General features: G+C 42.5%; 12 protein-coding genes and 2 pseudogenes. 8 read left to right on the top strand and 6 right to left on the bottom strand.

Going from position 1 to position 12,728, the window contains the following annotated elements; translation table 11 throughout:
* Positions 1-184 precede the first annotated feature (184 nt).
* The 4 genes from BXP28_RS02770 to BXP28_RS02755 all read left to right on the top strand — a co-directional run bounded on the left by BXP28_RS02770 (position 185) and on the right by BXP28_RS02755 (position 4,138).
* Positions 185-865: a response regulator transcription factor gene (locus BXP28_RS02770; protein ID WP_172423882.1), complete on the top strand. Its 681-nt coding sequence runs from the start codon at positions 185-187 to the stop codon at positions 863-865.
* Between the two features lie 31 nt (positions 866-896).
* Positions 897-2,276, top strand: coding sequence for a sensor histidine kinase (locus tag BXP28_RS02765; RefSeq protein WP_036658709.1), 1,380 nt, complete (start codon positions 897-899; stop codon positions 2,274-2,276).
* 78 nt (positions 2,277-2,354) lie between these two features.
* Positions 2,355-3,455 (top strand): ABC transporter permease, encoded by a 1,101-nt coding sequence (locus BXP28_RS02760; protein WP_077584873.1) that lies wholly within the window; start codon positions 2,355-2,357, stop codon positions 3,453-3,455.
* Positions 3,455-4,138, top strand: a complete 684-nt coding sequence (locus BXP28_RS02755) for an ABC transporter ATP-binding protein (protein WP_172423302.1) — start codon at positions 3,455-3,457, stop codon at positions 4,136-4,138. Before BXP28_RS02760 ends, BXP28_RS02755 begins: the two co-directional genes overlap by 1 nt.
* Before the next feature lie 396 nt (positions 4,139-4,534).
* Here the strand turns inward: BXP28_RS02755 and BXP28_RS02745 are convergent, their stop codons facing one another.
* Positions 4,535-4,936: a DUF3221 domain-containing protein gene (locus BXP28_RS02745; RefSeq protein ID WP_023484776.1), complete on the bottom strand. Its 402-nt coding sequence runs from the start codon at positions 4,934-4,936 to the stop codon at positions 4,535-4,537.
* Between the two features lie 271 nt (positions 4,937-5,207).
* Here BXP28_RS02745 and BXP28_RS02740 point away from each other — a divergent pair.
* Both BXP28_RS02740 and BXP28_RS22405 read left to right on the top strand, forming a co-directional pair.
* Positions 5,208-6,253 (top strand): IS630 family transposase gene (locus BXP28_RS02740; protein ID WP_104932612.1). Its coding sequence is split into 2 segments (ribosomal slippage): positions 5,208-5,711 and positions 5,714-6,253, totalling 1,044 coding nucleotides; the frame shifts between segments, so codons are not numbered across the junction.
* A gap of 146 nt (positions 6,254-6,399) precedes the next feature.
* Positions 6,400-6,549, top strand: a pseudogene (locus BXP28_RS22405) (arylamine N-acetyltransferase family protein); the annotation flags it as partial.
* Between the two features lie 28 nt (positions 6,550-6,577).
* Here BXP28_RS22405 and BXP28_RS02735 read toward each other — a convergent pair.
* Positions 6,578-7,623, bottom strand: a protein-coding gene (locus BXP28_RS02735; protein WP_104932612.1) for an IS630 family transposase whose coding sequence is annotated in 2 segments (ribosomal slippage) — positions 6,578-7,117 and positions 7,120-7,623 — 1,044 coding nt in all. Because the reading frame shifts where the segments join, the coding sequence is not laid out codon by codon here.
* A 92-nt stretch (positions 7,624-7,715) separates the two neighbouring features.
* Between BXP28_RS02735 and BXP28_RS02730 the strand changes: the two are divergent.
* Positions 7,716-8,387 (top strand): annotated as a pseudogene (locus tag BXP28_RS02730) (arylamine N-acetyltransferase family protein); the annotation flags it as partial.
* 251 nt (positions 8,388-8,638) lie between these two features.
* Here the strand turns inward: BXP28_RS02730 and BXP28_RS02725 are convergent.
* The 4 genes from BXP28_RS02725 to BXP28_RS02710 all read right to left on the bottom strand — a co-directional run bounded on the left by BXP28_RS02725 (position 8,639) and on the right by BXP28_RS02710 (position 11,859).
* Positions 8,639-9,274 carry an NAD(P)-dependent oxidoreductase gene (locus BXP28_RS02725; RefSeq protein WP_023482988.1) on the bottom strand — a complete coding sequence of 212 codons (636 nt, stop codon included), beginning with the start codon at positions 9,272-9,274 and terminating at the stop codon, positions 8,639-8,641.
* Positions 9,275-9,556: 282 nt separating this feature from the next.
* Positions 9,557-10,876 carry a hemolysin family protein gene (locus tag BXP28_RS02720; RefSeq protein ID WP_036658755.1) on the bottom strand — a complete coding sequence of 440 codons (1,320 nt, stop codon included), beginning with the start codon at positions 10,874-10,876 and terminating at the stop codon, positions 9,557-9,559.
* A 239-nt stretch (positions 10,877-11,115) separates the two neighbouring features.
* Complete coding sequence (locus BXP28_RS02715) at positions 11,116-11,343, bottom strand: DUF3889 domain-containing protein (protein ID WP_051428116.1); 228 nt, start codon at positions 11,341-11,343, stop codon at positions 11,116-11,118.
* 228 nt (positions 11,344-11,571) lie between these two features.
* The gene (locus BXP28_RS02710) at positions 11,572-11,859 is read right to left on the bottom strand and encodes a stage VI sporulation protein F (protein ID WP_024094354.1); all 288 of its coding nucleotides are present in this window, start codon (positions 11,857-11,859) and stop codon (positions 11,572-11,574) included.
* A 184-nt stretch (positions 11,860-12,043) separates the two neighbouring features.
* On the opposite strand from BXP28_RS02710, the gene BXP28_RS02705 reads away from it, so the two are divergent.
* Complete coding sequence (locus BXP28_RS02705) at positions 12,044-12,634, top strand: HEAT repeat domain-containing protein (protein ID WP_024094355.1); 591 nt, start codon at positions 12,044-12,046, stop codon at positions 12,632-12,634.
* Positions 12,635-12,728 lie beyond the last annotated feature (94 nt).

Raw genomic sequence — 12,728 nt, 5'->3', positions numbered from 1 at the left:
ATAAAGATAAGGGTATAAATCTCTACTTCTCTTTCGAAAAAACAATTAAGCGGAATTCCGGAGCTTCTGTCCTTGAGCAGAAGCTCTTTTTCCGTATAAAGACCAATTGATTTAACTTTTCAAAACGGATATGGTTAAATGTGATTATCAATAAAAAAGAGAAGACCGCATGAGGGGGAACTGCATAATGAACATCTTAATTGCCGATGATGATATCCATATTTATGAGTTAATCCGCTATTATCTGCAAAAAGAAGGGTTCAAAGTGCTGGAAGCCAAAGACGGAGAGGAAGCATCTGCCTTGCTCGAACAGGAGACGGTTGATCTGGCTATTGTGGATGTCATGATGCCTAACAAAGACGGCTACGAGTTATGCCGTGAAATCCGGCGATATTATGACATCCCGGTTATCATGCTGACAGCCAAAGGAGAAATTCCGGATAAGGAAAAAGGATACCAGGCCGGAACAGACGATTACCTGGTCAAACCGTTCGAACCAAAGGAACTCGTTTTCCGCATTAAGGCTCTGCTCCGGCGATTTGGTTTGGTTAGTTCGGATACGATCCAATTAAATAATACTGTCATTGACCGCAAAAGCTATGAAATTCGCTGTAAAGACAAGACTCTTATTCTTCCGCTTAAGGAATTTGAATTATTGTCCCAGCTTGCCAGTTGCCCTGACCGCATTTTCACACGGGAGCAGCTGATTTCCCTCGTATGGGGGCAGGATTTTACAGGAGATGCCCGAACGGTAGATGTCCATATTAAGCGGCTCCGGGAACGTTTCAGCCAAACGGACGATTTTATCATTACGACGGTCCGGGGACTTGGCTATAAGCTGGAAATCATGGAGCCTTCCAGATGATTCCGGTTTCATTTGATGGAGGATGAATGAATTGAGAACCCTTTACCTGCGTATTGTTGTAACTACCATGCTTATTATGATCGTCAGCGCCGTCACCGCCTTCCTGCTGTCCAATATATATTATCAGAAGCAGCTAAAGCCTTATAACGACCAGAAAATTACCAATATGGCCAAAGATATTGTTTCCGTCTATCCATCATCCCGTGAAGGAAATTTGGATCATTATCTTCAAGGCATTGCCAATCTTGGATTTCAAATGTACCTGGTGGATACAAACGGTAAAGGCCGGTTTTACGGGGCCCCTTTCCGCTCTGCCGCCCTCGGGAACGATGTAGTTCAGCCAGTATTGAATGGGGAGGTTTATCACGGGATTGAAACGTTCTCCCGCCAATTGTTTGTTACCGGCTTTTTTCATAATGAACTGGCCAATAGCATTGGAGTCCCTCTTGATGCCGGCGGCACACGGTATGCCCTGTTTGTCCGCCCCAATGTGAAACAGCAGTTCGGCGAAATGCGGATTTTTCTTGCTGTTCTGCTTATGCTGACTCTGCTTCTCAGCTTTCTGCTCGTCATTATAAGTACCCGTTATATCGTTAAACCTATTAAAACCTTAACTGACGCCACCAAGAAGGTAGCTGAAGGAAACTATCACATCCAGTTGAACACGCAGAGAAAAGACGAAATCGGAAAGCTGGCCCGCCATTTTCTGCAAATGGCAACCAGTCTCAAACGTTTGGAAGACATGCGGCAGGAATTCGTTTCCAATGTCTCTCATGAAATCCAGTCTCCCCTCTCTTCTATCCAAGGCTTTTCCAAAACACTGCGTACGGAGAACTTGTCTTCCGAACAACAGGAGCATTACTTATCTATTATTGAAAAAGAAAGTTCCCGTTTATCTGTTTTAAGCAAACTGCTTTTACTGCTGGCTTCTCTGGACAAAGAAGAGGGAACATTGGAACAGGAATGCTTCGATGCAGCCGTCCAGCTTAAACAAGTGGTCATGATGTCGGAGTGGCAATGGCGGGAAAAAGAGTTGGTTATTCAAATGGACCTTCCATCCACAATTGTTAAAGGAGACCCTAAGCTGCTGTATCAGGTATGGAGCAACCTGCTGACCAATGCCATTGCACATACAGATGCAGGAGGCACGATTTCGTTAAAAATTTACCAAGATACAGCAAATGTGCATGTTCTGATTTCGGATACAGGATGCGGCATCCCGGAAAAACATCTTCTCTATATTTTTGACCGCTTCTACAAAACAGATCAAGCACGTACGCGAAAAGAATCAGGAACGGGGCTCGGCTTATCTATTGTCAAAAAAATCATAGATCTTCATGAGGGGAATATAACCGTAAATACGGAAGTGAATAAAGGGACTGCCTTCCACATTGTTCTGCCCCATGTGTAATTTGTTGTTCATCTTCCGTTCATATTCGGTTTTTATACTATTTTCATAGAATTGATAAAAGGGAATGGAGATGAATACATGTTTTTAGCTATACGGGAGTTAAAGCAGTCCAAGCTCCGTTATCTGCTTGTAGCCCTTATCATTTTGCTTGTTGCTTTCCTCGTGTTTATGATTTCAGGGCTCGCACAGGGACTTTCTGCTGACAATGCTTCAGCCATTCAGCATTTAAAAGGGAATTATTTTGTCCTGGACTCTGATTCAGGTCACAGGCTGAACCGCTCTTCGGTACCGGGCAAAGTTACGGATAAATTGGGAAAAGAAGGAATAACTGCCGTAGAAAAACTTTCCGTTGAAATGTTTTCTGCCAAATTGGGCAGTAAGGATAAGAATGTGGATATCGCTTTATTTGCCACTAACTCGGATGGTTACCTCGTACCCGAACCGGCTGAAGGAGAACCCATCCATAACAAAGGTACGGAAATACTCGTGGACAGTTCCTTGAAACGGGAAGGTCTTCAGATCGGGGATACCTTAAAAATGGGGCCGGAAGATACTCCGTTTACGGTAAAGGGATTCGTGGATGGAAGCCGGTTCAGTCATACACCGGTTGTCTATATGGATCCGGAAGGCTTTAAAAAGCTGGAGGGGACGCGCGCAAAAACCGTCTCCGATCAAGAGCCGAAAGTGAACACCATTATATTTCAAACAGAAGATTCCCATATTCAAGCTTTGAAGCAGGCACTTTCAGAGTATGAGATCGCCACGCAAAAAGACATATTGAAAAACCTTCCCAGCTACTCGCAAGAGCAGGCTTCCCTTAACATGATGATTGGATTCCTGTTCGTCATCGCCGCATTTGTACTGGCTGTTTTCTTTTATGTGATCACCTTGCAGAAAAGAAATCAGTTTGGGGTTCTCAAGGCATTAGGAGCAAAAACAAGCTATTTGGCTGCAAATTTGCTCGGTCAAGTCATGCTGGTAACGTCCGTATGCGTAATTTTAAGTATCGTAATCACCTACGGAGTCAAACAAATATTACCGGAGGCTATGCCCTTCTCCTTGAATCCGGCTACAGTCGTTATCTATTCCATCATTTTACTTGCCGTTTCACTGGCCGGTTCCCTGCTTTCCTTAATTCAGATAGTGGACCCGGTGGAAGCGATTGAGGGGGGAGAATAATGAGTGCTAAGCTCGTATTAGACCAAGTTTCAAAAGTGTATAAAGACGGGCCGGCGGAGTTTAAGGCACTGGAGCACGTTTCCTTAAAGGTCGAACCGGGAGAATTCGTTGCTGTTATGGGCCCATCCGGATCAGGAAAAAGCACTTTCTTATCCATAACGGGAGCCCTTCTCTCGCCAACCGAAGGCCGTATTCAGTTAAACGGCCAAGAAATTACCCGGCTTTCCTCAAAAGAAAGAACAAAACTCCGGCTGGAGAAGATCGGATTTGTTTTTCAGAGTTCTAATCTGATTCCTTATTTAACAGTCCGTGACCAGCTTCTTTTAATCTCCAGACTGGCCAAAATGAACCATCATGAAGCTGAACTAAGAAGCCAAGAATTATTGGAGCATTTGGAACTGTCAGACCGTACTGCCCGCTACCCTTCCGAATTATCCGGGGGACAGCGCCAGAGGGTAGCTATTGCCAGGGCTTTAATGAATGATCCGGAAATCATCTTGGCTGATGAGCCTACGGCAAGCCTGGACTCTAAACGCGGCCGGGAAGTCGTGGAACTGTTGGCTTATGAGATCAAATCACGCAAAAAATCGGGCATCATGGTTACCCATGACGAACGCGTGCTGGATAAGTGTGACAGGATTATTACGATTAAAGACGGCCGCCTCATTCATCACTCCATCTGATTTGGTAAGGTAATCATCTAAAGATATGTCTGCTAAAGCCAAGGTCCAAAAAAAGACCGGTTCCCCTATAAAGAATGTTTCTCCCCTAATTAAATAAGAGTCCATCTTAAAAACCCTTAATTTTATAAGGGTTTTTCTTGTTTGCATTCTGTTCGTATCTAAGTGAATTATTGTGAGTCCGAGTAGATTTCGTCCCCAATTCGTCCCTAATGGGGACATAAACAAAAAGAGCCTTGAGGTGTGAACTGTGCCCACTTTTTTTCAAAGTGTCCATCTTACGGGTCACAGTACAGTGCTTCCTCAAAGGCTTTTTTTATTCATTAATCTGGTTGTATTTATTTGTACATATTTCCTGGTAAAAAATCCAGTTAGCACCTGTAGACTGACCTTTAATTTTTACTCTGATATTTTCTCAATGGTAGGTGAAACTGCAATAGGTGGAATGGAGAACGTCATTCCTATAGAGAATACATTTAATTGGTCACCTACCTTATATGCTTCATTGTTTTGGACGGGAACTACTAGTATCTTATTTTGGTAAGTTAATTCCCACCAATCATTTTGATAGGAGAGTGCTTCTTCTTTTGTAGGAACATCTGCAACTGTCAAGTAATGATTATTAATTGAAATAACATATCCTGTGAAATGCAATTGCTCCTGTTTCTCGACGGAAGAGATAGAAGTGTTCTTCAACGAAGATTCATCAGAATGTGCAAAAGCAGGTGTGACTCCTCCTGTGAATCCTAAACCTAATGTAAGAGAGGTTGCTACAGCTACTAATTTCTTCTTTGTGATCATAGTACTGATCCTCCTTGTATTTTATGGTTACACATCCTTATTTCTATACAATAAATCAAATACCCTCTATATTTACCAATTATTAATATTATTGTCACAAATAACACACTGAAAAAAGAGCAGCAAATGGAACGAGAAATGACTAATAGAATGAATAGAACAAGAATTGTACCTTTACTATATAAGTTGAATCAATATTCTTAGCAAACCTTGGCAAGGAAAAAGGAACCATTTGTCGAATAAGAAACAGATCAAGAATAGACAAGTGGGGATGACAATGGATAAACATACCGAACTGGCAAAAGTAACGGCAGCCATGCAACAAACCAAAGAGCGCCGAATGTATGAACGCTACCAAGCGATCTATTTGCATTTGAAAGGCACATCCATGAAGGCGATCGCTGACATTTTGAATCGAAACCGAATGACGGTGAGCAGTTACATTCATACGTACGAGAACGGTGGACTGGGAGCCTTGCAAATCAAGCATTCCTCAGGTGCTCCTACTCGGTTGACGAAGCAGCAGCAGGATCGCTTGAAACAAACCGTCGCCTATTCGGTTCCCCATGAGGTCGGCTTTACGGCAAAGCACAACTGGACGCTTGAACTGATTGCCACGTACGTGGAACGCGAATGGGGCCATTGCTATTCGCTCCGAGGCATTTCCAAGGTCATGGAGCGGCTAGGGCTCAGCTATACGAAACCGACCTACACGCTCGCAGCAGCAGATCCCAAGAAACAACGCCATTTCACCGAAACGACCTTTCCTGAACTGAAAAAAAGCTACTGAACGAGGAGATTGATCACTTGCTGTTCGAGGATGAGTCGATGATCCGGGACTACCAGGCGATTCAGAAGACCTGGTTCCTTCGCGGGAAGCAACGCATCATTCCAACCACGGGCAAGCATCGTGGGGTCAAACTGCTGGCCACGGTTGACTATGAAACGGGACACATCGTTTGGCAAGAAGATGAACAGTACACCGCTGAAACGTTTCTTTCCTTTCTTCAAAAGGTCATGGCGACTTATCCAACAGGGAAACTGGCTCTGGTTTTGGACAATGCCCGGATTCATCATGCAAAGCTGCTTCGGCCGTTTCTGGAAGCGCAAAAAAATCGGCTTGAGCTTGTGTACTTGCCTCCATACAGCCCTCAGTTAAATATCGTAGAAGGACTCTGGAAATGGCTCAAGTCCAGTGTGATCAATAACGTATTCTATTCGGCCGTTTCCGAAATCCGTCTGCGTGTCGGGCAATTTATGGATGAAATCATGAAGCATCCTCATGCCATTATTGACCGGCTGTGCGTGCGACTTTGATTGCTATTTTCTTTCGTTCAACTTATATAGTAAATCCTTGAATTGGATCGTAATCGGAGTTCACATATTTTTCACTTGAAAATATATCCATAATATGTTAAATAATATAAAATGGTAATATTTTCTATAAAGAAAGGTGATGAAGTATGACTGAGTTACAAAGTGTTTTTTTCTCAAGATTAAATCCAGTAGAGAATGTACAATTTGACAATTTACATGAGATCCTTTTAAAAATGGGATATATATTGCCTTATGAAAATTTGGATGTTATGGGTAAAAACATTAAAGAAATTTCTATATAAGTTGAACGAAAGAAAATAGCAATCAAAGTCGCACGCACAGCCGGTCAATAATGGCATGAGGATGCTTCATGATTTCATCCATAAATTGCCCGACACGCAGACGGATTTCGGAAACGGCCGAATAGAATACGTTATTGATCACACTGGACTTGAGCCATTTCCAGAGTCCTTCTACGATATTTAACTGAGGGCTGTATGGAGGCAAGTACACAAGCTCAAGCCGATTTTTTTGCGCTTCCAGAAACGGCCGAAGCAGCTTTGCATGATGAATCCGGGCATTGTCCAAAACCAGAGCCAGTTTCCCTGTTGGATAAGTCGCCATGACCTTTTGAAGAAAGGAAAGAAACGTTTCAGCGGTGTACTGTTCATCTTCTTGCCAAACGATGTGTCCCGTTTCATAGTCAACCGTGGCCAGCAGTTTGACCCCACGATGCTTGCCCGTGGTTGGAATGATGCGTTGCTTCCCGCGAAGGAACCAGGTCTTCTGAATCGCCTGGTAGTCCCGGATCATCGACTCATCCTCGAACAGCAAGTGATCAATCTCCTCGTTCAGTAGCTTTTTTTCAGTTCAGGAAAGGTCGTTTCGGTGAAATGGCGTTGTTTCTTGGGATCTGCTGCTGCGAGCGTGTAGGTCGGTTTCGTATAGCTGAGCCCTAGCCGCTCCATGACCTTGGAAATGCCTCGGAGCGAATAGCAATGGCCCCATTCGCGTTCCACGTACGTGGCAATCAGTTCAAGCGTCCAGTTGTGCTTTGCCGTAAAGCCGACCTCATGGGGAACCGAATAGGCGACGGTTTGTTTCAAGCGATCCTGCTGCTGCTTCGTCAACCGAGTAGGAGCACCTGAGGAATGCTTGATTTGCAAGGCTCCCAGTCCACCGTTCTCGTACGTATGAATGTAACTGCTCACCGTCATTCGGTTTCGATTCAAAATGTCAGCGATCGCCTTCATGGATGTGCCTTTCAAATGCAAATAGATCGCTTGGTAGCGTTCATACATTCGGCGCTCTTTGGTTTGTTGCATGGCTGCCGTTACTTTTGCCAGTTCGGTATGTTTATCCATTGTCATCCCCACTTGTCTATTCTTGATCTGTTTCTTATTCGACAAATGGTTCCTTTTTCCTTGCCAAGGTTTGCTAAGAATATTGATTCAACTTATATAGACGCAATGTTCAAAACAAATTATTGTTAAATAATAGAGGAGGATTGTGTTATGAACTCAACTCCTTACTATATTACTTTTTATGCGACAGTGGATTTGATGTTTATCGGGTAGCTGGAACTGTTTATGATTTAAAAGGGGATAAATGGAAACCGGATGATGGTCATGTTATTATCATCTTACAATACCGAAATCAAACATATATAGTAGATGGCGGCTTTGCGTCACATCTTCCTTTGTATCCCGTTCCATTTAATGGAGAAGTGGTATCTTCTCAAACAGGAAAGTATCGTATTCGCAAACAGGATACTGAAAAAGGAACTTACGTGTTAGAAATGCGAAAAGGGGAAAATGGAGAAACAGCACAATTTCTTGGTTCTGAGCCTACAGATATGTGGCGTACTGGATATGCCTTTACTTTAGATGAAATAGATACAAAAAAAGTAAATGAAATACAAGATATCATTGTTAAGCACCCAGAATCCCCCTTTAATAAAGGACATATTGTTTGTAAACTTATTGAAAATGGACATGTTTCACTTACAAAAAGAACCTTTACAGAAACAAAAAAAGGACAAAAAATAAAAAAGAAAATAACCGAAAAAGAATACCATCAAATTCTTAAAGATGTATTTAATATCGCAAACGAGGCTTTTGCGTCAAGTTTATAAAGTTCGTTTAATACGTGTTTCCCATAAAAACCACGCAAGCCAAAGTGATATGCTCCCCTTCAGGAATAGATGTTGATTATTTCATCTGTCTACATAAAGGGTAGCATATCAAAACCCGCGGGTTCATTCAATTACTTGAAATGAAATAAGTAGAGGAAAGTTAAAAGGGCCTTGAGGTATTTCCTCAAAGGCTCTTCTTTCTGTGTATATCTTTTGAATTCCCCTACAGGCAAAAGGTTTTGCTTTATTTATTAGGATTCAGATACCACCGTATAGCGCTCGTTAAGATGCTGGGGATTTTCAATTTCATCCAGTACTGCGATGGCATAGTCCTCCATGCTTACAAAACTTTCACCTTTCGAATTAACAAGCAGTTGGTCCTTTCCAAGCTTGTAGGCCCCGGTCCGTTTGCCCGGTGCAAATAAAGCTGATGGACTTAGGAAGGTCCAGGTAATACCTTGGGTCTGCCGGAGTATGTCCAGATTCTTGGCTTGATTTGTAGCCGTAGCTAAATACTCTTTTGGAAAATCAGGGGTCTCAAATACTTTGGTAGTATGCTCCGCATCCACAAACAGACTTCCGGCCCCGCCCACTACAAACAATCTGGTATCCGGTGCACCTTGCAAGGCCTTGATCAAAACATTACCTGCGTCTACATGAAGATGCTCTTGCCCTGGAGCCGCGCCAAACGCATTCACCACAACATCAAAAGGTTTTAGATCCTCAGCTTTCAGATCAAATACATCTTTCTCCAGAACACGGGCACTTGTTTCTCCCAGCTTGGAAGCATTTCTCACAATAGCCGTAACCTCATGACCTCTGTCCATAGCTTCTTTCATAATACGGCTTCCTGCTTGGCCTGTTGCTCCAATAATAGCAATTTTCATTTTGAATACCTCCTGAAAATAAGTGATAGAATTTATTTAAAAACCTTGATGTAACCATCATAGTTACATCAAGAGGATTTGTCAAATTTTTTAGGTTTCCCCAAACGAAAATCATTCAATCAATTGAATGAGATTTGAAAAGGTTTTATGTTTCTTCAAAAACAAACCCCCTTTTCCTGTGGAAAAGAGGGTTTGTACTCTGTTACAAGCGGATCTCATTTTATTGGAAAGATACATAATTGAATCAATTTCAAATTCTGGATTATAAAATTGATTTTTCATCTAGGCCAGTTTTTGTTCGCTCACTTTAGGTTGAAATATCACACGGGAAACTCTAAGATGGTCGGTTTCCTCTACCGTTATTTCAAAGTTCCGCCAAGTAATCTTTTGGTTGGGTTTGGGTGGAACTTCGAACTGGGCATACAGCCAGCCACCAATGGTATCATAATCTTCTTGTTCCAGTTCAAGACCCAGTTCCTCTTTCACGTCCTCCACTAATACAAGGCCGTCAATCGAATAACTGCCATCCGGCCTTTTCTCAATATCCGGCCTTTCGTTGTCGAACTCATCCTGAATATCCCCGACGATTTCCTCAAGGATATCTTCTATGGTAACAAGACCGGAAGTTCCCCCGTATTCATCAATAAGAAGAGCCATTTCCGTTTTATTCTTTTGCATCAATTTGAGCAAAGAACTGATCGGCATGGAATCAGGAACACTCAAAAGCGGACGGATTAACTCGGTAATGCTGGTTAGCTCCATTTCCGTTTTGAGCAGATCCTTAATATGGACAAACCCGATAATGTTATCCTTATCAGGGTTGCAGACGGGATAACGGGTATGAAGATGCATAATGGCAATCTGCTTATTTTCTTCATAAGAACGATGTTCATACAAACAAATGATATCTGTACGCGGAATCATAATTTCCTTGGCATGTGTCTCGGTAAAATCGAACACATTGTGCACCAGTGTAAATTCCGTTTGGTCGATCAGACCGTTCTCATGGCTTTCTTGTACAATCATCCGGATTTCTTCTTCAGAATGAACCTCCTCATGCTCCCCTTCAGGTTCGATTCCTGATTTTTTGAGCATCCAATTGGAAACAGAGTTTAATAACCAGATGAATGGCAGCATAAGTTTGTAAAACAGCATAAGCGGAACGGAAACCCATAGTGTCACGTGTTCCGATTTGCGGATGGCATACGTCTTAGGATACTGCTCTCCAATAATGATATGGAGGGCGGTAATCAAAGTGAATCCAATAATGAAAGAAAGGGTATGAATAAGCGTATCCGGCGCACCCAGCCTTATAAATAAAGGCTCGATCATTTTAGCGACAGCTGGTTCCCCGATCCATCCAAGACCAAGGGATGTCAGCGTAATGCCCATCTGGCAGGCTGACAAATACGCATTCAAATTTTGTGTGATGCTCTTGGCAAATCGCGCTCTGGCGTTTCCTTCCTGAATCAGAGTTTCCACACGGCTGCTGCGAATCTTCACAATGGCGAATTCAGCCGCAACAAAAAAACCGTTTAGCAGGACAAGCACCAGCACGAAAAAGAAATTCAATAAAAAATGGGGTAAAGGGTCACTATCCAACCTTCAACCTATCCTTCACAAGAAGAATAGGTTTACACCTCCCTTTCGTAAAGTCAAAGTGAAACATATTACTTTTTATTATAATTTTTTTAGAAATTTCAGTCAAATGATCAGGAGCGTTCAATTCAAGGTATAGTAAGTATATATACGGCTGCCTGTTTGACATGACATCTTTTTTTAAAAGATATGAATTTGGCGGCGAATTTGTTTCTTTTGTTTCTGATGTATAACCCTTCTGGTTATTGGCGGATTGTTACCCTCCCTGAACGTGGAGCCAGATCCCTTGCTGCCGGCGTGTAATCAACAGATATTATTCTTTGCGTCATCGTCTCAAACGTAATGTTAACGCTAACGCCAAACTCCCTACCGTCTTTTTGTCTAATCCAAAGCTTGAATTGTTCTATCTCTTTACCGGGTCCTGCTTCTTTGTGGCCAACATGCAAATAGTCAACAATTTCAATAGCCACTTTGCCCCATTTGGAATAGGAAGGCTCAACAGCACCTGCCGTTTAGGAAAAAAGAACAAGGAACAGGGTAAGTACCCATAAAATCTTCGAGGATTTATTCATCTGCAAAACCTCCATAGTTTGGAAACCTATAACGGTAGTTTAGGCATATCCCTTTCCTCTTATCCTCTGGCCAATGATTACAAACAATAAAAAAACGCACCGCTTGAAAGCTGTGCGCCTGTGACCCTACCGAAACATACCCCACAATTTAATTAAGTGAAACGTATTACCGGGATCAATTTTTTGGGCAATGACAAAATCTATGATCTGGTTCTTTTGAACTGCAGTCAGGTTTTCACCAAGGACAACGGATATTTTGCCCAGAAGTTTTGCCACTTTAGGCCGGTTTTGAAGGTCCGCTTTTGTTGCCCCCTCCAGAATCTGCTTCACTCTCTCTTTAGTTTGCGGATTTTTCATTTTCATTTTTATGCGTTCCACAAAAGCCGGGTCAATGCCGTATTTTTGATAATTCATTGCCGCCAGGCACCTCCGTTCTTTTTAACTATATGAGGTGATCTTATAAAAGTTACAAAAAACATCCGGTGGAACGCTGACAATTCTTTTCGCATATGATACACTAATGATAACGATATTAATTATCATTTAATAATATTTATAATTAATAGTGATAGATCATCATTCGATTGAGGAGGTATATATGCTCGATATCCATGCGATGAACATTTCACAGCTTAATAAGACGGCTAAATCGTTTTGCAAAGAACGGGAAGCCCATTTTATCTGGGAACACGCCCAGCGCCTGTATGAAACTTCGGAAAGCCCCAAGTTCAGATATTACGCTATCTTTTTATTGGGGCATTTGGCTCCTTACTCCAGTTATGCGCTTCATTATTTAAAAGAAACGGTAAGTGAGGACCAAGACTGGAGAGCACAGGAAGTTCTTGCCAAAGCCTTTGAAAGCTACTGTGCAGACATCGGATACGATAAAGCCCTGCCTTGTATACGAGAATGGCTCGAAGATCCGAGGCCCAATGTAAGAAGGGCGGTTATTGAAGGGCTTAGAGTATGGACGAACCGGCCTTATTTCCGGTTTCACCCCCAGGAAGCACTTGAACTTCTTGCCCCCAAAAAAACAGACCCCAGTGATAAGATCCGCAAATCAGCCGGCTCTGCTATCAGTGATATTTCCAAAAAACACCGTCACCTCGTAGCTAAGGAAGTGGAGCTATGGGATAGATCAAATCCGCTGGTTGCCTATACGTACGAATTTGCAGTCCGCCATTTATGAAAATGAAAAAGCGGCAGAGGAACGCACTTCTTCCTGCTTTTTCCTTGGAAACGTCCAAAGGAAAACGGAAGGGTTTCTCTGCCGCTTTTATTAA

The organism is Paenibacillus larvae subsp. larvae (assembly GCF_002003265.1).
GTDB classification, from domain to species: Bacteria; Bacillota; Bacilli; order Paenibacillales; family NBRC-103111; genus Paenibacillus_H; species Paenibacillus_H larvae.
The sequence above is the reverse complement of the archived record's forward strand: the minus strand, read 5'-3'. Positions and strand labels throughout refer to the sequence as shown.